Annotated in this window: 21 protein-coding genes and 1 pseudogene; 14 read left to right on the top strand and 8 right to left on the bottom strand. The window is 68.0% G+C overall.

Going from position 1 to position 24521, the window contains the following annotated elements:
* Both ACAM49_RS27760 and ACAM49_RS27755 read right to left on the bottom strand, forming a co-directional pair.
* Positions 1-148: pseudogene (locus tag ACAM49_RS27760) on the bottom strand (IS630 family transposase); the annotation flags it as partial.
* Positions 149-264: 116 nt separating this feature from the next.
* On the bottom strand, positions 265-387 hold the full coding sequence (locus ACAM49_RS27755) for a hypothetical protein (RefSeq protein ID WP_369638495.1): 123 nt from the start codon (positions 385-387) through the stop codon (positions 265-267).
* A gap of 425 nt (positions 388-812) precedes the next feature.
* Between ACAM49_RS27755 and ACAM49_RS27750 the strand changes: the two genes are divergently transcribed.
* A complete protein-coding gene (locus ACAM49_RS27750) occupies positions 813-1235 on the top strand; it encodes a hypothetical protein (protein WP_369638494.1) in 423 nt (140 codons plus the stop codon).
* A 168-nt stretch (positions 1236-1403) separates the two neighbouring features.
* Here the strand turns inward: ACAM49_RS27750 and ACAM49_RS27745 are convergent, their stop codons facing one another.
* Positions 1404-1904 carry a hypothetical protein gene (locus tag ACAM49_RS27745; protein WP_369638493.1) on the bottom strand — a complete coding sequence of 167 codons (501 nt, stop codon included), beginning with the start codon at positions 1902-1904 and terminating at the stop codon, positions 1404-1406.
* Positions 1905-2192: 288 nt separating this feature from the next.
* Between ACAM49_RS27745 and ACAM49_RS27740 the strand changes: the two genes are divergently transcribed.
* A complete protein-coding gene (locus ACAM49_RS27740) occupies positions 2193-3206 on the top strand; it encodes a DUF4389 domain-containing protein (protein WP_369638492.1) in 1014 nt (337 codons plus the stop codon).
* A gap of 146 nt (positions 3207-3352) precedes the next feature.
* A complete protein-coding gene (locus ACAM49_RS27735; protein WP_369638491.1) occupies positions 3353-4207 on the top strand; it encodes an alpha/beta fold hydrolase in 855 nt (284 codons plus the stop codon).
* Between the two features lie 3 nt (positions 4208-4210).
* Here the strand turns inward: ACAM49_RS27735 and ACAM49_RS27730 are convergent, their stop codons facing one another.
* Both ACAM49_RS27730 and ACAM49_RS27725 read right to left on the bottom strand, forming a co-directional pair.
* The gene (locus ACAM49_RS27730; protein ID WP_369638490.1) at positions 4211-4720 is read right to left on the bottom strand and encodes a pyridoxamine 5'-phosphate oxidase family protein; all 510 of its coding nucleotides are present in this window, start codon (positions 4718-4720) and stop codon (positions 4211-4213) included.
* Between the two features lie 118 nt (positions 4721-4838).
* The gene (locus ACAM49_RS27725) at positions 4839-5540 is read right to left on the bottom strand and encodes a hypothetical protein (RefSeq protein ID WP_369638489.1); all 702 of its coding nucleotides are present in this window, start codon (positions 5538-5540) and stop codon (positions 4839-4841) included.
* Positions 5541-5755: 215 nt separating this feature from the next.
* Here ACAM49_RS27725 and ACAM49_RS27720 point away from each other — a divergent pair, with 215 nt between their 5' ends.
* Positions 5756-6520, top strand: coding sequence for an SDR family oxidoreductase (locus tag ACAM49_RS27720; protein ID WP_369638488.1), 765 nt, complete (start codon positions 5756-5758; stop codon positions 6518-6520).
* An 84-nt stretch (positions 6521-6604) separates the two neighbouring features.
* On the opposite strand, the gene ACAM49_RS27715 is transcribed toward ACAM49_RS27720, so the two are convergent.
* A complete protein-coding gene (locus ACAM49_RS27715; protein WP_369638487.1) occupies positions 6605-7687 on the bottom strand; it encodes a hypothetical protein in 1083 nt (360 codons plus the stop codon).
* 92 nt (positions 7688-7779) lie between these two features.
* On the opposite strand from ACAM49_RS27715, the gene ACAM49_RS27710 reads away from it, so the two are divergent.
* The 3 genes from ACAM49_RS27710 (at position 7780) to ACAM49_RS27700 (ending at position 12531) form a co-directional block, all read left to right on the top strand.
* On the top strand, positions 7780-8868 hold the full coding sequence (locus tag ACAM49_RS27710) for a lycopene cyclase family protein (protein WP_369638486.1): 1089 nt from the start codon (positions 7780-7782) through the stop codon (positions 8866-8868).
* A 121-nt stretch (positions 8869-8989) separates the two neighbouring features.
* Positions 8990-9280, top strand: a complete 291-nt coding sequence (locus ACAM49_RS27705) for a hypothetical protein (RefSeq protein WP_369638485.1) — start codon at positions 8990-8992, stop codon at positions 9278-9280.
* 152 nt (positions 9281-9432) lie between these two features.
* Entirely contained in the window at positions 9433-12531 is a 3099-nt protein-coding gene (locus ACAM49_RS27700; RefSeq protein ID WP_369638484.1) for an NAD-glutamate dehydrogenase domain-containing protein, read from the top strand.
* Here ACAM49_RS27700 and ACAM49_RS27695 read toward each other — a convergent pair.
* A complete protein-coding gene (locus ACAM49_RS27695; protein WP_369638483.1) occupies positions 12515-14041 on the bottom strand; it encodes a PucR family transcriptional regulator in 1527 nt (508 codons plus the stop codon). The two genes, ACAM49_RS27700 and ACAM49_RS27695, sit on opposite strands and share 17 nt — an antisense overlap.
* Before the next feature lie 141 nt (positions 14042-14182).
* On the opposite strand from ACAM49_RS27695, the gene ACAM49_RS27690 reads away from it, so the two are divergent.
* The 7 genes from ACAM49_RS27690 (at position 14183) to ACAM49_RS27660 (ending at position 23747) form a co-directional block, all read left to right on the top strand.
* Positions 14183-15610, top strand: a complete 1428-nt coding sequence (locus ACAM49_RS27690; protein ID WP_369638482.1) for an aminobutyraldehyde dehydrogenase — start codon at positions 14183-14185, stop codon at positions 15608-15610.
* 46 nt (positions 15611-15656) lie between these two features.
* Positions 15657-16994, top strand: coding sequence for a 4-aminobutyrate--2-oxoglutarate transaminase (gene gabT / locus ACAM49_RS27685; RefSeq protein WP_369638481.1), 1338 nt, complete (start codon positions 15657-15659; stop codon positions 16992-16994).
* A gap of 19 nt (positions 16995-17013) precedes the next feature.
* Entirely contained in the window at positions 17014-18471 is a 1458-nt protein-coding gene (locus tag ACAM49_RS27680; protein WP_369638480.1) for an NAD-dependent succinate-semialdehyde dehydrogenase, read from the top strand.
* A gap of 176 nt (positions 18472-18647) precedes the next feature.
* The gene (locus ACAM49_RS27675; RefSeq protein ID WP_369638496.1) at positions 18648-20171 is read left to right on the top strand and encodes an APC family permease; all 1524 of its coding nucleotides are present in this window, start codon (positions 18648-18650) and stop codon (positions 20169-20171) included.
* A 43-nt stretch (positions 20172-20214) separates the two neighbouring features.
* On the top strand, positions 20215-21180 hold the full coding sequence (locus tag ACAM49_RS27670) for a nitrilase-related carbon-nitrogen hydrolase (RefSeq protein ID WP_369638479.1): 966 nt from the start codon (positions 20215-20217) through the stop codon (positions 21178-21180).
* Positions 21180-22220, top strand: a complete 1041-nt coding sequence (locus ACAM49_RS27665; protein ID WP_369638478.1) for an agmatine/peptidylarginine deiminase — start codon at positions 21180-21182, stop codon at positions 22218-22220. Before ACAM49_RS27670 ends, ACAM49_RS27665 begins: the two co-directional genes overlap by 1 nt.
* Positions 22221-22382: 162 nt before the next feature.
* Complete coding sequence (locus ACAM49_RS27660; RefSeq protein WP_369638477.1) at positions 22383-23747, top strand: flavin monoamine oxidase family protein; 1365 nt, start codon at positions 22383-22385, stop codon at positions 23745-23747.
* Here the strand turns inward: ACAM49_RS27660 and ACAM49_RS27655 are convergent.
* Positions 23748-24521 (bottom strand): endonuclease domain-containing protein (locus tag ACAM49_RS27655; RefSeq protein ID WP_369638476.1); only part of this gene is annotated, 774 nt, incomplete at its 5' end. It lies immediately after the preceding gene.

Genomic DNA, 24521 nt, shown 5'->3' with positions numbered 1-24521 from the left:
CTTCGGAGTTCGACCCGCTCTCCGCACACGCCAGCACGATCCTCGACCGAAGCGCCAATGCCTGCGCCGTCTTTCGACGACGCGACCATCCCACCAGCACCTGACGTTCGGTATCCGACAGCTTCAAAGGCTCGACCTTCGGCGGCACGCGGCCACCCTATACCCTTCACCGCCAACGAACTTACGATTCATGACACTAGCACCCCATCTCAAAAAAGTTTCCAGGGCACGATAGCCAGCTCAGCCGAACTCCGGAGATGACAACTATCCCTTGGCTCCGCCACCGCCCGAGCCGCTGATCACGGCGACGGCGATGTTCTCGATCGTGGTGAACGGTGCTGTCAACACCGTGGTGAGCATTTGCGTGATCGCTTCGATCGGTGACATAACCCGCTCCTGTCTGGCCGTCGACCACAGTGCCGGGTGAGCTGATGGTGTCGACGACACGTCGCTGGCGTGATGGGTTGCCTTCGTGCGTGAACCGCTCGATCGAACACATAGCAGTCTAGCGATCGCGCAGCGAACCAGGTGGGATGCGCTGCGGCACGGCGGGTCTCGACCTGCGTCCTCGCCACGACACCACCGACCCCCGCCCGGCCGAGTGGAACACCTTCATTCCTGAAGCGTTGCTAGACAGTCGATCGCGAACCGCCACCCCAGCCGAGCCGCCTCCGGGGCGCGCGTTATCGATCGCCCCGATCACTGAAAGACCGTGATTACCAGCGATTTCGAACAGGTGAGACACACTCGAAACTCCGCCACGACGGCGTGCTGACGGAGAACGGGACGTAGAGCGGCTTGAATTGGACGGCATGAACCGCGAGCAAACCTGCACTGTTGTGTCCTGGATCGTGGTGGCAGCCGGGTTCGGCACCGGTATTCTCGCGCCACCGGCAGCTGCCCAGCCGGTGGCGCCCACTTCTGTGAGCGTCCATCACGCCGACTTCACAGACAACGAGTTGGCAACTGTGACCTGTACTTTCAACCCTGGCCTCGGAGCGGCTCACTACACGAACACCATCAATGCGATGAACAAGGAGTCCGCCAAGAACAGCTGGCAACCGCTGCCAGATAATCCGCAGCCAGACCAGGTCAATCGCGCGGAGAACTACCGCAAGGCAACCGCGAACGGCCAGCCCTGGAAGCTCCGCTATCAGGTACCCCCGAATCAGGTCAGGCGCTTCGAAAAGCTTTGCGTTTCGCGACAGGGGAAGTTTTCCTCCGAGAACTCCTGACACGAGCCGAGTCTCCACGGCCGCGCGCGGACCGACTTCCGGCGCTACCGCAACGGCACTCGGTTGAACGGCGATCAGGGCCGCGGTCGAGGGTTATCGCGTCGCGGGCCACCGAAACCGCCGCGGCGAGTGCCGCGAACTCGACGTCGAGAGCGACGGGGCACCGAATCATCGCTGGAAGCCGAGCAGCGGAATCTGCGGCTGCCCGACAAAGCCACCGATCAGCTGGCCGCCACCAGCGTCGACCACGACGCAGACAATGGTGGGATTGGTTTCCCACCATTGCTCGGTATTGGGGTAGATCGCGGACCAGGTCACCCGGTAGAAGCGGTTGTAGACCAGTCTCGGCACAGGGTCCGTGCAGGCGTTCCAGGCCCGGCCATAGATCTCCGCTTCCCCGGGCCACGGCTCGCCGTAGTAGTTGATTCTCACGACGACTTCCGCATCGTGGGGAACGATGCAGGGCACGAGTGAGGCCCACCCCGAATCACCGCCGATGTTGGCCACAGTAAAGCCGTTGGCGCAATTGCCGGGCTGCAGCGAGAACCAGGAGGTCTGGTCCGCATGCGCAGTCGCGGAGGCGCCGCTCATGGTCAGGGCCGCACACGCCGCCGCTACGAATCCGCTACGCCAGATGCCGGTACGAATCGTTCCGCGCCCTTTGGGCATGCGTGCTCCTTTTCGAAGGAGGAAGCATCGGATTACAGACCAATCGGTACCCTACGACATTCGCAGAGTGGCGTGGCGCCCGCCCGGCCGTGACCGAATTGTGCCGACGAGCGCGATTCTGGCTGGTCAGAACTGGTTAGGATCAGCCGTTAGTGATCTTGCCAGTCGATTCCCGCATACGTGTCCAAGTGCGGTTCCGGGCGCGGCCTGCCCGAACGGCCAACAACCCGTCGGCATCGAGTACTGACCGCGGAATCCCATCGGGCGTCCCGAAAGTTGGTGCAGCACATGACAGCAGGCTTTCCGACCGGGGCTGAATTCGCGCCGCCCGCTCCCCCGGCGCTGCCCGTCGAATTGGATGTGTTCCCGCCGGACCGGCAACGCCGATGGACAGTGCTGTTGCGGCTGCTACTGGCGATACCGCAGCTGATCGTCGTCTGGGCGTTGACGATCGCGACCGAGGTCGCGATGTTGCTGGGCTGGTTCGCCGCGCTCGGCATGGGACGACTGCCGGACTGGTGTGGTGAGTTCATCCGCGCCTGCCTGGGCTACACGGTGCGCGTGCACGGATACCTGCTGCTGCTCATCGATCAGTATCCGCCGTACTCCCTGGATTCCTCGGTTGAGTATCCGATACGGGTGCACTTCCCGGCACCGACCCGATTGAACCGGTTCGCTGTGCTTTTCCGGTTCCCCCTGGCATTACCGATGCTGCTGCTGACCGGCCTGCTGTTCATCGGCTGGGGCGTACTGGCGGTGATCCTGTGGCTGATCACGCTCATCGCCGGTTACCCGCCCCGCCCGGTATTCCAGGCGAGCGCGGCACTGCTGCGAACCCAACTGCGTACCTCCGCCTACTTCGCCATGGTGACGCCCACCTACCCATTCGGAGTCTTCGGCGACCGCGCCCCCGCCGACGAATTCGCACCCGTGCCGGCCAGCCCGACACGCCCCCTGTTGATTTCAGCGGCCGGGCGAGCGCTGATGATCGTCTTCATCATCGTGGGCGTTCTCTACTACGCGGGCTCGATCGCCCTCAGCGCGCACAACTCCGACGACACCGGTGTCCTCCATGTCTCCAGCGAGGCTGTCGCCGAACGTGTTTCGACCGCCTACACCGACAAGTTCGGCCACCCACCCACGCTGCTGGTCTCCTGTCCCGAGCTTCGCGGCCGACCCGGCGCAACCGTGTTCTGCACCGTGAACGACGGCACACACACCACAACCGCCGAGGTGACCGTCACCAAGGTTCACGGCCGAAACGTCTCCCTCCGCATCGACATCCAAACCCCATCACAATGAGCATCGCCTCGAACAACGTCCGGCCGGCCGGCGCGTCGATGCAACGGTGTGGAGTCCGCGAGGGCGTGGAATGCCGACTGTTCGACAGCTGTTGGCGGTAAGGGAGATCAACTTCCCATAGTGGCCGACGAGTGAGGAGGAATCCCTTGTCCGACAGGGCATCCACACAGAGCCAGCAGCGCGTGCTTCGAATCGAGCGTGCCGGAACCACTCTCAGCGCGAGGATTCGCGACGGTGAGGGCCTGCCGGTGGTGCTGGTGCCCGGTGTCATGGCCGACGCCGCGACCTGGCAGGACGTGGTCGACCATATCGAGCTGCCGAATCCGGTGGTGACGGTCAACCGGCGCGGTCGGCTGCCCAGCGGGCCGCTCGGCGACGATTACAGCGTCCGTGTCGAAATCGATGACCTGCACCGGATCCTGGACGAAATCGGCGGCGAAGCCCACCTGTTCGGCTGGAGCTACGGGGGTCTCATCGCCCTCGAGACCGCCGTCGAGCGGCCAACGATCCGCTCGCTCACCGCCTACGAGCCCGTCACCCGGCCGTTCGCCCCGTCAGCGATCGAACCACTCCGGAACGCCCTGGCACACAACGACTTCGACCGCGTGGTCGAACTCGTCAACACCGAGATATCCGGGTTCTCCAGCGACTACGTGTCGGACCTGCGTCGCAGCCCGGCCTGGCCGGTGCTGCGGTCACTGTCCGCTCCCGTCGCCGCCGAACTGGCCGCCATCAACGACTACCCGCCCCACCTGGAGTCCTACCGCGACCTGACCATCCCGGTCACACTCCTACTCGGCGAACTCAACGAGAACCTGCCGCCCTACGGCACAGCGTTCGCGACGATTGCCGCAGCCCTCCCACAGGCCTCCGTAATCCGGATCCCCGAACAAGGCCACCTAGCCCACGCGTCCGCCCCACAACTCCTCGCCCAACACCTCACCGCCGCGATCACCGCCGCCTCGCAGCCGGACCCGCTTGGGCTCAGTTGTGGCCGATGACGATCATGTCCTGATCGTGGGGAGCGGCAGGTGCGACATCATGACCGGGTAGCGCACCAACCGGGAGCTTGTGAAGGTGATGTCGCGGACGTGACTGAAGTCCGACCACAACAGTTTGCCGCCCGGTAAGAGCAGCATCGGGCGCACCCGCTGCCGGACCTGTTCGAGTTCAGCGATAGTCGCGGGGCGCTTGGCGCTGACCGTGCCGTACAGTCGCACGCCCGGAGCAGCGGCAAATCGGCCAAACAGCAACGAACGGAACCAGAACCACGGTCCGCGGTCGACCGACATCAGACATATCTGCGGGTTGGCATCGAGGTTGCGCGCCAACGCATCGGTGTACTGGTCGAAGTAGAAGGCGGTGCAGTCATCCCTGAAGAAGACCGTGCCCACCGGAGTGATGTTCGGCATCCCCTCGGCATCCACTGACGCAATCGCGAAATGCCCGGTCGATCTACGACCCCGATCCGCGATCGCACGGATCTCGCCCCACTGCTCATCGAGCCCGATCATCGGGCACGCCCAGCACGTCCCGGACCAAGTAGATCCATGAAATCACCACTCAACCATCCGAATACCTGAAATCAGCAGATCAGTGCGTTCGCTGATTCCTGCTTGCTTCGATTCTTCCTCAGACGACAGAAGGACGGCTCAGGCTCGACCATAGGGGGCGGCCTTGCTCGGCAAAGCGACGCGCAAGTTCGCGGCGGGCATTGTCGTCCCCGATAGAGTTGTTCACGCAGAACCGACCCTCGGCAGCGGTCAGGAGCTTCACGTTGACCAGGCGGATCGAGGACAGCGGGCCCGGAACTGTGGCGGGTAGTTCAGTATCGGTCAGCCCGAGCATCACCACGGCCATCTCATCGTCCAGATAATCGTCGGCACCATCGACGAGGTCCAGGTCGGGCAGGGCCAGCGTGATCAGGTCGTACCGGTCGAGCATGGCGGAAACTCTGAACCCGAAGTGCGCCACCTGATTCGACACCGATCGCACCAAATCGCCCAGCCATGATGTTGCGACAGCGATTGTGTCGCCGTCGGCGGGTAGGTCCGCCGAGATGCCGTACACCTTGAGTTCATAGCCGTTGGTCGGTTCGGCGTCATCCCAGGCTGTGGGGTCGGCGAGACCGCTGCTGGCAACCAGCAGAGCATTGTCGCGACGAGTGATCGTGTAGGCCTGGCGCAGCGCCGGCCAAGCCGGGCCACCCAGGAAAGCCGGGTTGATCAGGTGGGCGATCACGTCGGTGTCGAGACGCCCCCAGGAAGCCCAAGCAGCATCGATCGCCTGCGCAGTCGCGAAGGTGAGGGATTCGTCCAGTTCGTCGCTCTCCACAGCGCAACCCTAGGCCACTGCCGCGACCGCCTGCTATCCGAACAAGTAGCGCGCGCAACGGAATCCGAAACGGTGCGGGTCGTCCATACAGGGAGCAGGACGCGGGACATCGCTCGTTCCGGACAAAGGGGGGTGGCGTGCCCCCGAGGTGGAGGCGGTGCTTCTGCGTGGAGGGGGTGCACACGGGGGGAGGGACTGAAGTAACGTGCCGTCACATGAGTGATGACTTGTTGGGGAAGAGCGCGCTGGTTACCGGGGCTAGTCGGGGGATTGGGTTCGCGGTGGCGGCGGAGCTGCTGGGGCGCGGGGCCAATGTGGTGATTTCGGCTCGGAAGGCGGAAGCGCTGGAGGAGGCTGCGGAGCGGCTGCGGGGGCTTGGGCATCCGGGGAAAGTTGTCGCGGTTGCCGGGAACTCCGGGGATGCTGAGGCGCGCGCCCTGCAGGTTGCCACGGCGGTTGAGCAGTTCGGGTCGTTGGATGTGCTCATCAACAACACCGGGATCAATCCGGTTTATGGGGCGTTGATGGAGGCGGATCTGGAGGCCGTGCGCAAGATCTTCGATGTGAATGTTGTTGCGGCGCTGGGGTATGTGCAGGAGGCGTACAAGGCGTGGATGGGTGAGCACGGGGGTGCGGTGGTCAATGTGGCCAGTGTTGCCGGGCTGCGGTCGACGGGGGTGATCGCGGCTTACGGGGCGTCGAAGGCGGCGTTGATTCGGCTCACCGAGGAGTTGGCCTGGCAGTTGGGGCCGAAGATTCGGGTGAATGCGGTGGCGCCGGGGGTGATCAAGACGAAGTTCGCGGATGCGCTGTACTCGGCGGACGAGGAGGCGGCGGCGGGTGTGTATCCGATGAAGCGGCTCGGGTCGCCGGAGGATGTGGCCGCGCTGATCGGGTTCCTGGCCTCGAACGAGTCGGCGTGGATCACCGGCACGACCGTGCGGGTGGACGGCGGACTGCTGGCCACCGGCGGCATCTGAGCCTCAGGCGGAATCCAACGTCATAGCGAAAACTCGCGCCCGGCACCGATACTCGGTGCCGGGCGCGGTTCGTTCGGAGCGAGCTCAGCGGAAGGCGAGCGCGCCCAGGGTGTCGCTGTTGCGGTACTTCAGATACTTGCTGACCGTCTCGTCGTCCACCGAGGCGGTGGCGGTGGCGACGGTGATGACCAGGAACTTGCCCTGACTGCCATCGCGCCACTTGCCGTTCTCGAAGTCGGCGATGTAGCTGCCCTCCGGCAGGATCACGTCCTTGTCATCGAACTGCCCGTCCGCGGAGGACGCCTTGTCCGTGTCGGACATGGTCAGCACCAACTGGGTCAGCATGAGCTGGCCGCCCTCGGCCTTCCACGCCATCTCGGAGGCGGCCTTGCAGCCGAGGCTGGTCAGCTTGCCCGCCTCCTCGATCGGGGCGCACGAGTCGTAGTCGCGGCCGGACACATACGCGGCCTGCAGCGCGACGTCGCCGAGCTTGAAGTTCCAGTCCTTGCCGTATTCGGTGTAGCTGAAACCCTTGCCGCCGGACGCGGGTTTCGTGGTGGTCGGGGCGGTGCGGGTGGTGGCCTGGGCCGACGTGGTCTCCAGCGACGTGGTCGTGGTCGCGTCGGCCTGCGAGGAGGAGTCGTCGTTCTTCGACACCAGCACGATGCCGCCCACCGCGACCGCCAGTACCACGACCGCGCCGACCACCAGTCCGATGATCAATCCGGCCTTGGACTTCGGCTGCGGCGGCGGGAATCCCGGATGCTGGAATCCGGGCTGCTGCCCGTACCCCGCCTGCGGATAGCCCTGAGGCTGACCGTAACCCGCGCCCGTCTGCTGTCCGAACGCAGCACCCTGCGGATATCCCTGCGGCTGACCGTATCCCGGATCCTGCGGGTACCCCGGCTGCTGCCCGTACCCGGCATCCTGCGGATTCACCTGCTGCGCAGCCATATTCAGCTGCGTCGGCTCCCAGTTCTGATTCGGCTGCTGCGGATTCGGCTGCTGCGCCGCGGCCATGCCCAGCTGCGTGGGCTCCCACCGCTGCGGATCGGCCTGCCCGTCCGCCGGCTGCGCGGGATGATCCCACCACGCCGGATCCGGCTGCTGTGGCTGCTGCCCGTGGGCATTCGGATCGCCACCGACCCCGCCTGGTGGATACGTCATCTGCTCACCTTTCGTGGCCCGCCCGGACCCTCCCCGGTCCGGCATTCATTCCCGAAGCGTAAGCGGGTCATCGATCATGATCCAATCACAAGGTGACCGACGACCTGCTCATCTGCGGCGCGGGCCCCGCGGGCCGTGCCCTCGCCCACCGCGCGCTGGCGCACGGACTCACGGTCACCATCGTCGACCCGCACCCCCGGCGGCGCTGGACACCCACCTACGCTGCCTGGGCGGACGAGCTACCGGAGTGGCTGGCGCCGGAGGCCCTCGCCGCCACCGTCGACCACCCCGTCGCGTGGACGACCCGCCGCATCGAACTCGACCGTCGCTACGTCGTATTCGATACCCCGGCACTGCAAGATTCCCTCGACCTCACCGGCGCCCGCCTGCTGGAGGACCGAGTAGCCGAGATCATCCGCCCGGCCCGGCACACGACCCAGGGCCTCGACCTCCCCGCGGTCCGGCTGGCCTCGGGCCGGATCCTTCCGGCGGGCCGGGTCATCGACGCCCGCGGCGTCCCGCGCTCCCCCGCGCTCGCGGAACAGACCGCCTTCGGTGTGATGGTCGAGCGCGACCGCTGGCCCGACCCCGACACCCTGTTCATGGACTGGCGCGACGACAACGGCGCGAAACCCGATGAGCCCCCGTCATTCCTGTACGCCGTCCCGCTCGCCGACGATCGTGTCCTGCTCGAGGAAACCTGCCTGGCAGGCCGCCCCGCCCTCGACCCGGCCACCCTGCGAACCCGCCTGCACCACCGATTGCGTTCCCGCGGACTGACTCTCACCGGCACCGAGCCCGTCGAACGAGTCCGCTTCCCCCTCCACGGCGGCAAACCCACCCCGGCCGCCTTCGGCGCGGCCGGAGCCCTGATGCACCCGGCCACCGGCTACAGCGTCGCCACCTCCCTCAGACTGGCCGACGCGGTACTGGCGGGCGACCCGACCTGGCCCCTCTCCGCCCGCGCCGTAAACCTGCTGCGCCGGAAGGGCCTACGCGCCCTCCTCGCCCTCCCGCCCGCCGCGCTCCCCCAATTCTTCGACGCGTTCTTCCAGCTATCCCCCGCCGTCCAACGCGCCTACCTCTCCGATCGCGAAAACCTCCCCGCCACAGCGGCGGCCATGTTCTCCCTCTTCACCGCCCTCCCCTGGTCCCTGCGCCGCCACTTGATCCGATCGTGATTCAAGGGAGTTCCATCCGAACTATTCGGTTTTGGTCGCCTGATCCGGTCGCTGATGGTGTGCTGTTGGGGCCGACACTGCCCGTCGGCGAGCAGAGGGCACGCGTACAGGGGGTTCTGACGTGGACGGCCAACCCGACATAGAGATTCGTGCACTACGAGAGGTAATCGATGCGGTCGAAGACCGACTCCGCCATCTGGAAGCCGAGGGCGCGGTAGTCCTCGCCCCCCGCTCCGAAATCTATGCCACGGCCATCTACGCCGTGATCGCCAGCGCCCGCGCCTCCGGACATTACGGCTCCGGAAGCATCGCCAACGCACCCCTGTTGGACGACATCCTCAGCGGCCTGGAACCCAATCCCTGGCAGCCCACCCTCGAGCCCGTCGTCATCGACAAGGCGCTGACCGCCTGAACCCCCGCGCCCTCGACACCCGACCGGACACGGAATAGACGACACGGAGTGCGGTGACCGCCCGCGCACTACGGATCGTCCACTGTGTTCCACGTCTCCGTGCGGCAGATTGATCGCCAAACCACCAAGGTCACGCACGGGAGTTGATTCGAATGAGTCGCGCAGCAGGGGTCGGCACGCTGGACCAGGATCGAGCGCGGGCCGCGGCGCGGCTCGAGTTCGATCCCGGCGCGATGCCGCCCCGCGCCCGGCTGACCTGGCGGGGCGCCGGGCCGTCACTGACCGAGTTGATCGAGATCTTCTCGGCGCTGGGACTGCATGTCATCACCCATGACGTGAACGCCAACGGCGCGGACCGCGAACACGAATTCACCTTCCGGCCCGAGGGTGTCGAGCCGACCGAGCAGGTGGCGGAGCTGCTGGCCGAGGCGTTCGGGGCCGCCGTCGCGGGCGAGTTCGAGATCGACGGCTACACCGGACTCGTCGCCTCCGCCGGTTTGAGCTGGCGCGATGCCGTCCTGGTGCGGGCCGCCTGCCGATACCTGCGCCAGGCCGGGCTGCCCCTGGGCGGTCCGACCATCACCGAAATCCTCACCGGCCATCCGGATTTCGTGCGCGCGTTCGTGGCCCTGTTCCACGCCCGCTTCGATCCCCTGGAGCCGGAACGCGCCGCGGCGATCGAGCGGGCCGAGGCGGAGGTGCGGCGCCGGCTCGAGGCCGCGGCCACCCGGCCGGAGGATCAACTGCTGCGCGGGCTGACCACGTTCTGCTCGGCGCTGTTGCGCACCAACTGGTTCCAGCCGGACCGCGCGGTCGCCGCGTTCAAGATCGACCCGTCGCGGCTGTCGCTGTCCGGGCCGATCACCCCCTACCGCGAGATCTTCGTGCATTCCACGAAGGTCGAGGGCAGCCATGTGCGCGGCGGGGTCATCGCTCGCGGCGGCCTGCGCTGGTCGGATCGGGCCGATGATTTCCGCACCGAGGTCCTGGCCCTGATGAAGACGCAGACGGTCAAGAATTCGGTGATCGTGCCGATGGGCGCCAAGGGCGCGTTCGTGGTGCGCGGCGGCAGCGCCGATCCGGCCGCGGTCGAATTCGCCTATGCCGCGTTCATCGGCGGCCTGCTCGACGTCACCGACAATGTCATCGACGGCGTCCCCACCCCGCCGCCCGCCACGGTGGTGTACGACGAGCCGGATTCCTATCTGGTGGTGGCGGCCGACAAGGGCACCGCACGGTTCTCCGATCTGGCGAATTCCATTGCGGTCGAACGAGGTTTCTGGCTGGACGACGCGTTCGCCTCGGGCGGCTCCACCGGCTACGACCACAAGGCGCTGGGCATCACCGCGCGCGGTGCGTGGCGTTCGATCCGCGGGCACTTCGCCGAACTCGGCATCGATCCGGACACCCAGCCCTTCACCGTGACCGGTATCGGCGATATGTCCGGTGACGTCTTCGGCAACGGCATGCTCGAAACCGACTGCGTCCGACTGGTCGCCGCCTTCGACCATCGCCACATCTTCCTCGACCCCGACCCGGACCCGGTGCTCTCGCATCGCGAACGCACCCGCCTGGCCGCGCTGGAGCGCAGCAGCTGGGCCGACTACGACCCCGCGCTCATCTCCGCGGGCGGCGGCGTCTGGCCGCGGACCGCGAAGACGATTCCGCTCTCGCCACAGGTGCGGCGCCTGCTCGGTGTCGACGACACGGAAATGACCGCGCCGCAACTGATTCGCGCCATGCTGTGCGCCGAGGTCGACCTGCTGTTCAACGGCGGCATCGGCACCTATGTGCGAGCCCGCGCCGAACTCGACGCCGATGTCGCGGACCCGTCCAACGACGAGGTGCGCGTGACGGCGGATCAATTGCGCTGCCGGGTGATCGGCGAGGGCGGCAATCTGGGCCTCACCCAGCGCGCCCGCATCGAATTCGCCGTCGCGGGCGGCAAGGTGAACGCCGACTTCATCGACAACGCGGGTGGCGTCGCCACCTCCGACCGCGAGGTCAATCTCAAGATCGCCCTGAATACCGCTGTCACGGAGGGCCTTTCGACGGTGTCCGAACGGGACGCCCTGCTGGCCGCCAATGCCGACGAGGTGGTGCGCGCCGTCCTCGCCGACTGCGACGCGCAGGCGCTGGCCATCAGCCTCGCCGAGTCACACGCGCCCTTCCTCGTCGACCGCCACGGCCGCCTGATCGAGAACCTGGAGCAGGCGACCGGCCTCGAGCGCTCCGCCGAATTCCTGCCCGCCCCGGCCGAACTCGCGGCCCGCCACCGCGCCGGACAGGGCCTGGTCCGCCCGGAGATCGCGGTCCTGCTGGCCACCGCCAAGAACCTGGTCCGCGACGAACTGCTGTCCTCCGACGCCCCGAACGACCCGGTGGTCGCGGGACTGCTGGCCGACTACTTCCCCGACTCGGTCCGCACCCTGCTGGGTGAGGAGCGGCTCGCCGCGCACCCGGTCGCCGGCGAGATCGTCGCGGTGGCGGCCGCCAACCGGGTGATCAACCGGGTCGGCCCGGGCCTCATCCACCGCCTCGAGGAACGGCTCGGCGTGGACACCCCGCAGATCGTGCTGGCCTGCACGGTCGTCGACGAGATCCTCGAGGTGGATCGCTGGTGGCGTGAGGCGCTGGCGCTGCCGGGCGTGCCGCCGCAGGTCCGCATGGGCGTGCTCAAGGGCATTCAGGATGCGGTCGAACAGGCCGCCGCCTGGCTGCTCACGCATCGCTCGGCCGACACCTGGGCGGCCGAAATCGACCATCACGCACCGCTGGTCGCCGAACTCACCGCCGTCCTCCCCCGCCCGGGCGGTCACCCGGGCCGCAACCTCGCGAATCTGCGTCTGCTCTCCCAGGCGCTGCCGCTGAGCGATACCGCGCGCCGCACCGGCCTCCCGGTCGCGCTGGTCGCCCAGACCTACCGGGAACTGGGCGAACTCATCGGCCTGGACCGGCTGGCGACCACCTTCGCCACCACCCGCACCGCCGACCACTGGGAGACCCTGGCCGCTACGGTGCTGGCGGAGGAACTCCAATCCCGTTGGCACACACTGGTGGCCGCGGTGCTGGCCGACGCCACCGCGGACGATGTGGCCCGCGACCATGTCGCGCGCTGGAAGGACAGCTCCGCCGCGGACCGTCTGATCGATCTCGTCGCCAGGCTGCACCGGGACGGCACCGTCGATATCGCCCGGCTGTGCGTCGTCAATGCCGAACTGGCCGCCGCGGCGGTCACCGGCGGGCGATGACCGCGAGCAGCAGTTCGGCGCGCACCAGCGCCTGATCGAGCTGGCAGCCGAGTACCGATTCGATCTTCGCGACTCGGCTGCGCAGCGTATGCCGGTGCACGCCGAGGACATTGGCGGCGGTCTCCCACTGCCCGTGCGCCTCGAGGTAGGCGCGCAGGGAGCCGATGAGGTCGGTGCCGTTGCGCTCGTCGTAGTCGACCAGCGGTTGCAGCATGGCCTCGGAGACCGCGCCGAGCACCCGCTGCGCCTCCGGGAACGCCAGCAGCGCATGGCCCGCCGATGCCGCGAGCTCGAGCGGCCGGGCTCCCGGCATGGCGGCGGAGGCGGCCAGTTCGGCGTGCTCCACCGCGGCGGTGAAGCGGCGCAACGGTTGTGGCGCGCTCAGCCCCGCGCGCAGGGTGGCGCGCACCGGCGCGGGCATCCCGGTCAGCAGCTGTTCGGCGGTGTCGTCGGAGTCGGCGCCGGACAGCAGCACCGCCACCCGATCCCCCGCGATATGCGCGAACAGCTGCCGATTGAGCGGACGCAGTTGCGCGTCAACGGTTTCCAGCGCCTGCCCGGCGGCATCCCGGGAGGCGCAGCGCAGCACCATGGCGCGCACACGGCCGGTGCGATCGGCGGCGGTGGCCAGGGTCTGCCACATGGTGTCCGGATCACCCGGCTCGGCCAGCAGCATGGCCATGGCCTGAGAGTTCAAGCGGTTCTGGGCGATACGCAAGCGCGCGGGCTTCTCGAAATCGATGGCCAGCAACGAACTGGCATGGCCCAGCAGCACCTGATCGACGGAACTCAACGCCCCGTCGGTCACCACCGCCAGATGCCCGTGCACCGTCTGCCCGGCCGTAATGGCTTGCAGCACAATGTATTGCCCGGAACTCACCTGGATGACGCCACTGCCCGCACCATCCCCGCGAGTGCCGAGGAATTCCTCGATCCGCTCCAGAATCCCGGCGGCGGGCTTGCGCGGCTGCGCCTCGGTGATCGCGCCGTCGGCCCCGATCACCAGCACGGTCGCCGACAGCGCCGCCGCCAGCTCCTTGCTCATCGCCCGCGCCCCCTGAATGGCGGCCCGGGTCAGGCGCGGCTGCGCGCGGGAGGCCCGCAGCACCTTCTCGTACTCCTGATCGGCCAGCCGCTGCATCACCTTCTTGGTGATCGCGCCGAACGGAGTCGGCAGCGGCACCTCGAACAGCGGCAACCCCAGCCGATCGGCGGCCTCGATCAGATCCTCCGGCACGCTCTCGTAGGACAGCCCGACGCCGAACCCGACGCCGGCGATGCCGACCGCGTGCAAGTCCTCCAGATACCGCTGCCGATCCGCGCGCCCGAGCGGCAATCCCATGCCGGTGGTGAGCACCAACTCCCCGCCGGACATCCACTGCTGCGGTTCGGCGAGCTCGGAGGTGAGCACCAGGGTGATGGCCCGGCCGAGCCCATCACCGCCGCCGCGCAGCACCAAACCCAGCTCGGGCTGGGTCAGCACCCAGCGGACCGGAATTCCCGCGTTCACAGCTCTCCCGTGGCTATCTGTACAACTTGTCGAAACGACATTCTGCCGACTCACCGATCCGGCAGGTGACGCGGGGGTGTGTCACGCAGCACACTGGCGGTCAACCACAGCGCACCCCACTTCGAAAGAGATCGGGCCTACATGACTGACACGCTTCGCAACTTCATCGACGGAAAGTTCGTCGTCGCCGCCGCATCGGAGTCGTTCGAGCTGATCAGTCCCGTCGACGAATCGGTGGTCGGCCACAGCCCGATCTCCGGACAGGCCGACATCGATGCCGCCGTCGCCGCCGCGGACCGCGCCTTCCCCGCCTGGAAGGCCGCCACCCCGAGCCAGCGCCAGGCCGCGCTGTTGAAGCTGGCCGACGCCATCGAGGCCAATGCGGACGCGCTGGTCGAGGCGCAGTGCCGGGAGACCGGGCAGCCCAAGCACCTGGTCGCCAGCGAGGAGGTCGCCGCCGGTGCCGATCACCTGCGCTTCTTCGCCGGTGCCGCCCGCATGCTGGAGGGCAAGTCCGCGGGCGAGTACATGGCGGGCTTCACGTCGTATGTCCGCCGTGAACCCGTCGGTGTGATCGGCCAGGTAACCCCCTGGAACTACCCGCTGATGATGGCCATCTGGAAGATCGGCCCGGCGCTGGCCACCGGAAACACGGTGGTGCTCAAGCCGAGTGACACCACCCCGGGCAGCACGCTCAAGCTTGCCGAACTGTCGCAGGGCATCCTCCCGGACGGCGTCCTCAATGTCGTGCTCGGCACCGCCGCCAGCGGCGCGACGCTGGTCAGCCATCCGCGCCTGGACATGGTGGCCATCACCGGTTCGGTGCGCGCAGGCATCGCGGTGGCGACCGCGGCGGCCGAGCAGATCAAGCGGGCGCATCTCGAACTCGGCGGCAACGCCCCGGTGGTCGTGTTCGGTGACGCCGATCTGGCACTGGCCGCCGACCGCATCGGCGATGCGGCCTTCTTCAACGCCGGGCAGGACTGCACCGCGGCCACCCGCGTGCTGGTGCACGAATCCGTCCACGACGACCTGGTCGCCGCCCTGGTGAAGAAGGCGCAAACCGTGAAGCCGGGCCTGCCCGACGATCCGGAAGCGGCCTACGGTCCGCTCAACAACATTCGCCACTTCGAGTCGGTCACCGGCAAACTCGCCGCACTGCCCGCGCACGCGACCGTCGCCACCGGCGCCGAACGCGTCGGCGACAGCGGCTTCTACCTCGCCCCGACCGTCATCACCGGTGTGCGCCAGGAGGATCCGATCGTGCGGGAGGAGACCTTCGGCCCGATCATCACCGTGCAGCCCTTCGCCGACGAGGACGAGGCCGTGCGCCTGGCCAACGATGTCGACTACGGCCTGGCCTCCAGCGTCTGGTCCCGCGATCACGGTGTGGTGCAGCGCGTTTCGGCCGCCCTGGACTTCGGCGCGGTGTGGGTGAACTGCCACATCCCGCTGGTGGCCGAGATGCCGCACGGCGGCTTCAAGCGCTCGGGCTACGGCAAGGACCTCTCGGCTTACGGCGTCGAGGACTACACCCGCATCAAGCACGTCATGAGCGCACACGACTGACGGCGCTCTCCCGCTTTCAAACCCTTTTCCGCAGAAGGACTTCCGAATGACCGAGATCACCTACCGACTCCCGCAGCAGCGGGTGCTGCACACCGAGCTACCGGGCCCGCGCTCGCAGGAGCTGGCCGCGCGCCGCAAGGCCGCCGTCGCCGCGGGTGTGGGTTCCACCGCGCCGGTGTACGCCGCCGACGCCGACGGCGGCGTCATCGTGGACGTCGACGGCAATTCGCTCATCGATCTGGCCGCGGGCATCGCGGTCACCAATGTCGGCGCAGCGCATCCGAAAGTCGTTGCGGCGGTGCAGGAGCAAATCGAGCGCTTCTCGCACACCTGCTTCATGGTGACTCCGTACGAGGCCTACATCGAGGTCTGCGAGCGGCTCGCCGAGCTGACCCCGGGCACCCATGAGAAGCGCAGCGTGCTGTTCAACTCCGGCGCGGAGGCCGTGGAGAACGCCATCAAGGTGGCGCGCCTGGCCACCGGCCGCACCGCGGTGGTCGCCTTCGATCACGCCTACCACGGCCGCACCAACCTCACCATGGCGCTGACCGCGAAGAACATGCCCTACAAGGCGCATTTCGGCCCGTTCGCGCCCGAGGTGTACCGCATGCCCATGTCCTACCCGTTCCGCGACGGCGGCCAGGACGGCGTGGCCGCGGCGCGCGAGGCGATCTCGCGAATCGAGAAGCAGATCGGCGCGGATTCCCTGGCAGCGATCATCATCGAGCCGATCCAGGGCGAGGGCGGATTCATCGTGCCCGCACCGGGATTCCTGCCGACCCTGGTCGAGTGGGCGCGCGCCAACGGCGTCGTGTTCATCGCCGACGAGGTGCAGACCGGCTTCGCCCGCACCGGCGACTGGTTCGCCTGCGAGGCCGAAGGCGTTGTGCCCGACATCATCACGATGGCCAAGGGCATCGCGGGCGGCATGCCGCTGTCGGCCATCACCGGCCGCGCCGAACTGCTCGACGCCGTGCACGCGGGCGGCCTGGGCGGCACCTACGGCGGCAATCCGGTGGCCTGTGCCGCCGCGCTGGCCGCCATCGACGCCATCCGCGACCACGATCTGCCCGCCCGCGCCCGCCACATCGGCGAGGTCGCCACGGCGCGCTTCGCCGAACTGGCGCAGCGGGTTCCGGCCATCGGCGATATCCGCGGCCGCGGCGCCATGCTGGCGCTCGAGTTCGTGCGCCCCGGCACCACCGAGCCCGACGCCGCCCTCACCGCGGCCGTCGCCAAGCGCTGCCTCGAGCAGGGTGTCATCACCCTGACCTGCGGCACCTACGGCAATGTGATCCGCCTGCTGCCCCCGCTGGTCATCACCGACGAACTGCTCGACGAGGCGCTGACGGTGCTGTGCACCGCCATCGCCGCGCTCGCCTGAAACCCGGTCTAGGAGAACGATGTTGGAATACGACCGGATCAGCGAGCTGGTCCCTACCGGTGTCTGGATCGACGGCGCGGCCGCCCCCGCCGTCTCGGGATCCTCGTTCGCCGTACGCAATCCGGCCACCGGCGAGATCCTCACCGAGGTCGCCGACGCCTCCGGCGCGGACGCGCTGCGCGCCCTGGACTCGGCCTGCCGCGTCCAATCCGCCTGGGCCGCAACCGCTCCGCGTGAGCGCGCGGTGATCCTGCGCCGCGCCTGGGAAATCCTCATGGAGCGCACCGAGGAGATCGCGCTGCTGATGACCTTGGAGATGGGCAAGACCCTCGCCGAGGCGCGCGGCGAGGTCGCCTACGGCGGCGAATTCCTGCGCTGGTTCAGCGAGGAGGCCGTGCGCGTCGGCGGCCGCTACACCGACTCCCCCGCCGGGACCGGACGCATCCTGGTCACCAAGCAGCCCGTGGGCCCGTGCCTGGCGATCACGCCGTGGAACTTCCCGCTGGCCATGGGTTCCCGCAAGATCGGGCCCGCGCTGGCGGCCGGGTGCACGGTGATCGTGAAGCCCGCGGAGGACACCCCGCTGACCATGCTGGCGCTCGCGCAGATCTTCGCCGACGCCGGACTGCCCGCGGGCGTGCTGTCGATCCTGCCGGGCAGCGACGCCGCGGCCATCACCGCGCCGCTGCTGGCAGACCCGCGCCTGCGCAAGGTCACCTTCACCGGTTCCACCCGCGTCGGCAAGCTGCTGCTGCGTCAGGCCGCCGACAATGTCCTGCGCACCTCGATGGAGCTGGGCGGCAACGCGCCGTTCATCGTCTTCGAGGACGCCGACCTGGACCAGGCGCTGGCCGGGGCCATGGCCGCCAAGATGCGCAATGGCGGCGAGGCGTGCACCGCGGCCAACCGCATCTACGTGCACAACTCGATTCGCGAGCAGTTCGCGGCGCGGCTGGCCGAGAAGATCGGTGCGCTGCGTGTCGGACCCGGCTACGAATCCGGCGTGGACACCGGTCCGCTCATCAACGAGCGCCAGCGCGACAATGTCGCCGCCCTCGTGCAGGACGCGGTCGCGGCGGGCGCGGTGGTTCGCACCGGCGGCAAGGCCATCGACGGCCCCGGCTGGTTCTTCCAGCCCACCGTCCTCGACGATGTGCCGCGCACCGCGCGCATGCACAGCGAGGAAATCTTCGGACCCGTCGCCGCCATCTACGGTTTCGACACCGAGGACGACGTCGTGACCGCGGCCAATGACACCGAATACGGTTTGGCCGCTTACTTCTACACCCGGGACCTGGATCGGGCCCTGCGGGTTTCCAACGCGCTGCAGGCCGGCATGGTCGGCGTCAATCGCGGCGTCATCTCCGATCCGGCCGCCCCGTTCGGCGGGATCAAGCAGTCCGGTCTGGGCACCGAGGGTGGATCCGAGGGGATCGACGAATACCTCGACACCAAATACGTCGCGCTCACGCGCTGATGTCACCCGGCGCACCGGCCCCTGAGCCGGATAACGCGCCCACCCGATCCCGGCTTCCACTCCGCCGGATCGGTTCTCCATCGGCGAGGTCGCGCCGCATCCCGAAATGGCATGCGGCGCAACCAGACCCAGTTTCAGGAGCTTGGATGCTCGTGCAGAATGCCTCCGAGGCGACAATGGCGTCGCGTGATACCCAGGATGCCGCCAGCGGCAAGGGACTGGCCACCAACAAGGTCGGCACCATTGCCGGCGCGGTCCTGAGTATCGCGTCCATCGCACCCGCCTACACCACCACCGCCAGCCTGGGCCTGATCGTGGCCGCCGTCGGGTTGAAGATGCCCGCGCTGCTGATCGCCGGGTTCATCCCGATGTTCCTCGCGGCCTACGCCTATCGCGAATTCAGTTCCGAGACCCCGGACTGCGGCGCCTCCTTCACCTGGTCGGCGCGGGCACTCGGCCCGTATGTCGGCTGGATGGCGGGCTGGGGCTCGGTGATCGCCGTGGTCATCGTGCTGGCCAATATCGCGGCAGTAGGTGCGGAGTTCCTCTATCTGTTCATCGGACGCCTCGCGCATTCGGAATCCATTGCCGCCCTCGGCGACAACAAGCTCATCAATATCGTGACCACGCTGGCCTTCCTGGCGGCGGCCGGGTGGGCGGCCAGCCGCGGGATCAGCTCGAGTGAACGCGCGCAGTACGTGCTGGTCGGCTTCCAGCTGGTGGTGCTGCTGCTGTTCGCGGGCATCGCGCTGGCCAAGGCCGTGAACGGCGACGCGCCGTCGGGCCTGAGCTTCGACATCGACTGGTTCAACCCATTCACCGGACTCACCCTGGGCGCGTTCGCGATCGGCCTGATCGGGTCGGTGTTCATGTACTGGGGCTGGGACACCGCGCTGACCCTCGGCGAGGAATGCAAGGATCCGCAGCGCACGCCCGGCCGCGCCGGACTGCTCTCGATCCTGACCGTGCTGGGCACCTATCTGCTGCTCGCGGTGGCGCTCATGTGGTACGCGGGCGTCGGCGACACCGGCGTCGGCCTGAGCAGTGATGCCGCGCACGACAACGTCTTCGGCGCACTGGCCCAACCGGTGATGGGCGGGGCGGGCGAGCTGCTGTTGTTCGCGGCCGTGCTGGTCTCCACCATCGCCAGCCTGCAGGCCACCTTCCTGCCCGCGGCGCGCGCCATGCTGGCCATGGGCACCTTCAAGGCCCTGCCGGCCCGCTTCGCCAGCGTGCACCCGGTGTACCAGGTGCCGCGTTTCGGCACCGCGATCGCCGCGGTCGTGGCGGGCGCCTTCTACGCCATCACCGCACTCCTCTCGGAGCACGTGCTGCTGGATACCATTGCGGCACTGGGCATCATGATCTGCTGGTACTACGGCATCACCGCCTTCGCCTGCGTCTGGTACTTCCGTAACCGCTGGTTCGCCTCGGCCCGCGACTTCCTGTTCAAGCTGCTGTTCCCGCTGCTGGGCGGCACCATGCTGCTGGTCGTGTTCGGCATCTCGGTGCGCGAGAGCCTCAAGCCCGAAGTCGGCAGCGGCGCCTCGCTTTTCGGTATCGGACTGGTCTTCTACCTGGGCTTCGGGATCCTCGCGCTGGGCGCGGTGCTGATGCTCTGGCAGCGCTTGCGGCAACCGGAGTACTTCCGCGGCGCGACCCTGCCCCGCGCGGTGTCCGGCGATCCCATGCCGTCGTAGTCGAAGATCTCTGTCCCCCAGACCATTTCGAGAAGGAGTAGTCATGAACGTCATCACCTGTTTCGAGCCGCCCGTCTCGCACGCCCGCGTCGAAGCCCCCGTTCGCGAGCCGCTGCGCGTGGCCCTGATCCAGCACCGCTGGCAGGCCGATACCGCGGCGATGCGCGCCGAGCTGAACGAGGGCATCGCCAAGGCCGCCGAACTCGGGGCCAAGGCGGTCTTCCTGCCCGAGGTGACCTTCAGCAAGTACCCGGCCTTCGTACGCGGCGGCGACAACCCGGCCGCCGACGCCGAGGACCTGGAGACCGGCTCGACCTTCACCTTCGCGGCCGAGGCGGCCGTCGAGCACGGCATCTTCGTGCACGCCTCGCTCTACGAGCGCGCCGATCAGGGCGACGGCCTCGGCTTCAACACCGCGATCCTGGTGTCCCCCAAGGGCGAACTGGTCGGGCGCACCCGCAAGCTGCACATCCCGATCAGCGCGGGCTACTACGAGGACACCTACTTCCGCGCGGGCCCGGCCACCGACGAGGCGTACCGGCCGCACAGCCACGCCGATCTCGGTGACGTGCGCATCGGCATGCCGACCTGCTGGGACGAATGGTTCCCGGAGGTCGCCCGCATGTACTCGCTCGCCGGCGCCGACGTCATCGTCTACCCGACCGCCATCGGCTCGGAGCCGTCCTTCCCCGCCTTCGACACCCAGCCGCTGTGGCAGCACGTGATCGTGGGCAACGGCATTACCGCGGGCACCTTCATGATCGTGCCCAACCGCTACGGCGACGAAGGCGAAATCACCTTCTACGGTTCGTCTTTCATCTCCGACCCGTACGGCCGGATCCTGGTGCAGGCCCCGCGCGACGAATCCGCCGTGCTGGTGGCGGATCTGGATCTGGATCAGCGCAAGGACTGGCTGACGCTGTTCCCGTTCCTGGAGACCCGCCGCCCCGACACCTACGCGCGGCTCACCGCGCCGGTCGAGCGCGACTACCCGTTCGGGCGGGCCTGATGGCGGCCGAGGGCGCCGGCTGGCGGATGCCCGCCGAGCATGCGGAACACCGGCGGACCTGGATGGCGTTCCCTCCGGTCGGTTCGGAGATCACCGCGACCCCGGAGGCCGTCGACGAGGCGCGGGCCGCCTGGTCCGCCGTCGCCCACGCGGTCGCGGAGTTCGAGCCGGTGACCATGGTCGTGGATCCGGCCGATGCCGCCGACGCGCGGCGGATGCTGTCCGGTGCGATCGAACTGTTCGAAGCGCCGCTCGATGACGCCTGGATGCGCGATATCGGTCCGACCTTCGTGCACGCGGCGGACGGGTCGGTGGCCGCGGTGGACTGGGTGTTCAACGGCTGGGGCCAACAGGATTGGGCGCGCTGGGACAAGGACTCGGCCATCGGCCGGGCGGTCGCCACCGCGGCCGGGGTGCCGGTCGTCGATTCGCCGTTGGTGAACGAGGGCGGCGGTATCCAGGTCGACGGCGCGGGCACGGTGATCCTCACCGAGACCGTGCAATTGGATCCGTTCCGCAATCCCGGTCTCACCAAGGCCGATGTGGAGGCCGAGCTGCGGCGCACCATCGGCATCGACACCGCGATCTGGCTGCCGCGCGGGCTGTGGCGAGATTCGCAGCGCTTCGGCACCCGCGGGCACGCCGACATAGTGGCGGCGCTGCCGTCGCCCGGTGTGGTGCTGGTGCACGATCAGCGCGATCCGGAGCATCCCGACCATGAGCTCAGCCGCGAGTTGATGAAGCAGTTCGCCGCCGAAACCACCTCCGCCGGAGTGCCTTTCGAGGTGATCCCGGTGCCCGCGCCGCGCACGCTGCGCGACGAGGAGGGTTTCGTGGACTACAGCTACATCAATCACTACGTCTGCAACGACGCGGTCATCCTGTGCGCGTTCGACGATCCGTCCGATGCCGAGGCCGCCGAGATCATGGCCCAGGTTTATCCCGGCCGCCGGATCGTGCTCGTCGATGCCCGCCCGATCTTCGCGCGCGGCGGCGGCATCCACTGCATCACCCAGAACGAGCCGCTCCCGGCTCACTGACCCGCAGGTCGGGGGATGATCCGGCCCGTGCACGCCGATTCGGCGAATGAGGGGCGGGCCGGCTCACCGAAACGGCGCGGGCGCGATCGTGACCGCGCACACATACTGAACTAGCAACCATCGGGTTATCGCCTGATGTCGAATTACCGGTAAGGAGCTCTCGTGGCTGTCATCACTCGTGACGTCGTGATCGTCGGGGCCGGACCGTCCGGTCTGACCGCTGCCGCCGAACTGCGCAAGGCCGGTCTGTCGGTGGCCGTGCTGGAGGCCCGCGACCGGGTCGGCGGCCGCACCTGGACCGGGAACATCGACGGGGCGATGATCGAGATCGGCGGCCAGTGGCTCTCACCCCACCACACCGCGGCACTGGCGCTGGTCGAGGAGCTCGGGCTCTCGACCTTCTCCCGCTACCGCGAGGGCGAGTCGGTGTATCTCGCCGCCGACGGCACCCGGCAGCAATTCACCGGCGACGTGTTCCCCGCGCCCGCCGAAACCGCCGCCGAGATCGACCGGATGCTGGCCCTGCTCGACCAGCTGGCCGCCGAGGTCGGCGCCGAGGAGCCGTGGGCGCATCCGCAAGCGGCCGAACTGGATTCGATCCCGTTCAGCCTCTGGCTGGAGGGCCAGTCCGATAACGAGTACGCCCGCGAGACCGTGTCGTTCTTCGTCGCCGGCGCCATGCTGACCAAGCCCGCCAACACCTTCTCCACCCTGCAGGCGCTGCACATGGCCGCCGCGCAGGGCTCCTACACCTCGCTCGCCACCGACACCTTCATGCTCGACAAGCGCGTCATCGGTGGCATGCAGCAGGTTTCGCAGCGCCTGGCCGCCTCGCTCGGCGCTGACGTGCACCTGAACGCGCCGGTCCGCAAGATCCAGTGGTCCGACACCGGCGTCACCGTGTGGGCCGACGGCAACCTCGAGGTGCACGCCGATCGCGTGGTGCTGGCGGTGCCGCCGAACCTGTACGCGGGGATCAGCTTCGATCCCCCGCTGCCGCGCCGCCGCCACCAGATGCACCAGCACATGTCGATGGGCTTCGTTGTGAAGGTGCACGCGGTGTACGAGACCCCGTTCTGGCGCGAAAAGGGCCTGTCCGGAACCGGTTTCAGCGACACCGACCTGGTGTCCGAGGTGTACGACAACACCAACCACGGCGTCGACAACGGCGCCATGGTCGGCTTCATCGCCCACACCCAAGCCGACCTCTACTTCTCCATGGACGCCGCCGAACGCAAACAAGCCGCCCTCGACTGCCTGGTCCGCTACCTCGGCCCCGAAGCCGCCAACCCCGTCGTCTTCTACGAATCCGACTGGGGCACCGAGGAATGGACCCGAGGCGCCTACGGCGTCAGCTTCGACCTGGGCGGCATGACCCGCTACGGCCACGACCACCGCACCCCCGTCGGCCCCATCCACTTCTCCTGCTCCGACCTCGCAGGCCACGGCTTCCAACACGTAGACGGCGCCGTCCGCATGGGCCAACGCACCGCCGCCGCCATCATCGCCGCCCGCAGCCTGGTCTGACTATTCGCCGAGTGGCACACCACCGAGGGGATTTGCCTGAATTTCCCTCGGTGGTGTGCCACTCGGCGATGTGTATCCGTGGGAATGGAGGGCGGCGGTGGCTTTGGCGATGACCTCGCGAGGATTGTCACGGAGCAGGGTTGCGTCGACTCGGATGATGATCCAGCCGAGAGTAGCGAGCAGGTTGTAGCGGTCGATGTCGTGGGTGAACTGGCGGGGATCCGACCAGTGTTGCGCGCCTTCGTATTCAACGCCCACCATCCATCGCCGGTAACCCATGTCCAGCCGGGCGCCGGCGGTACGGGTCAGCTGGACCGGGATCTGAGTTTCCGGTCTCGGCAATCCGGCCCGTTGCAACAGCAGCCGCAGGCGGGACTCCTGAATCGATTCGGCGCCGGCGTCGGTAAAGGCCAACAGCTCCAGCAGCTTTCGGCAGTTCCGTGCGCCCGGATGCAGCTTGGTGAATGCCTCCACTTCCGACGCATCCAATTCGGTTGCCCGAAACAGTGAGTCGAGCAGGGCGACCGCCAGCCAACCGCGCCGGCGACGTCCGATATCGAAGGCCGTCCGCACCGGAGTCGTGCACCGCAGACCGTCCACCAGAACGATCTCTTCCTCCGCGATCACATCCCGGCAGACCAGCACATTCGCGGGCGGCCGCGCCCGCCGAGGCACCAGAATCTCGGCCGGAAACCCTTCCATCCACACCGCACCATGCATCGCCGCAGCCGAACACCCAACCAGCACTGCCCCCTCCCCACCCCACTCCAACGC

The sequence above is a fragment of the Nocardia sp. JMUB6875 genome, from assembly GCF_041154655.1.
GTDB lineage: Bacteria > Actinomycetota > Actinomycetes > Mycobacteriales > Mycobacteriaceae > Nocardia.
This window is presented reverse-complemented; position numbering and strand designations above follow the sequence as displayed.

Coding starts and splice junctions, on each gene's coding strand:
- ACAM49_RS27755 (WP_369638495.1), bottom strand. CDS start 387: ATGTCACCGATCGAAGCGATCACGCAAATGCTCACCACGGTGTTGACA.
- ACAM49_RS27750 (WP_369638494.1), top strand. CDS start 813: ATGAACCGCGAGCAAACCTGCACTGTTGTGTCCTGGATCGTGGTGGCA.
- ACAM49_RS27745 (WP_369638493.1), bottom strand. CDS start 1,904: ATGCCCAAAGGGCGCGGAACGATTCGTACCGGCATCTGGCGTAGCGGA.
- ACAM49_RS27740 (WP_369638492.1), top strand. CDS start 2,193: ATGACAGCAGGCTTTCCGACCGGGGCTGAATTCGCGCCGCCCGCTCCC.
- ACAM49_RS27730 (WP_369638490.1), bottom strand. CDS start 4,720: ATGATCGGGCTCGATGAGCAGTGGGGCGAGATCCGTGCGATCGCGGAT.
- ACAM49_RS27720 (WP_369638488.1), top strand. CDS start 5,756: ATGAGTGATGACTTGTTGGGGAAGAGCGCGCTGGTTACCGGGGCTAGT.
- ACAM49_RS27715 (WP_369638487.1), bottom strand. CDS start 7,687: ATGACGTATCCACCAGGCGGGGTCGGTGGCGATCCGAATGCCCACGGG.
- ACAM49_RS27700 (WP_369638484.1), top strand. CDS start 9,433: ATGAGTCGCGCAGCAGGGGTCGGCACGCTGGACCAGGATCGAGCGCGG.
- ACAM49_RS27690 (WP_369638482.1), top strand. CDS start 14,183: ATGACTGACACGCTTCGCAACTTCATCGACGGAAAGTTCGTCGTCGCC.
- gabT (WP_369638481.1), top strand. CDS start 15,657: ATGACCGAGATCACCTACCGACTCCCGCAGCAGCGGGTGCTGCACACC.
- ACAM49_RS27680 (WP_369638480.1), top strand. CDS start 17,014: ATGTTGGAATACGACCGGATCAGCGAGCTGGTCCCTACCGGTGTCTGG.
- ACAM49_RS27675 (WP_369638496.1), top strand. CDS start 18,648: ATGGCGTCGCGTGATACCCAGGATGCCGCCAGCGGCAAGGGACTGGCC.
- ACAM49_RS27670 (WP_369638479.1), top strand. CDS start 20,215: ATGAACGTCATCACCTGTTTCGAGCCGCCCGTCTCGCACGCCCGCGTC.
- ACAM49_RS27665 (WP_369638478.1), top strand. CDS start 21,180: ATGGCGGCCGAGGGCGCCGGCTGGCGGATGCCCGCCGAGCATGCGGAA.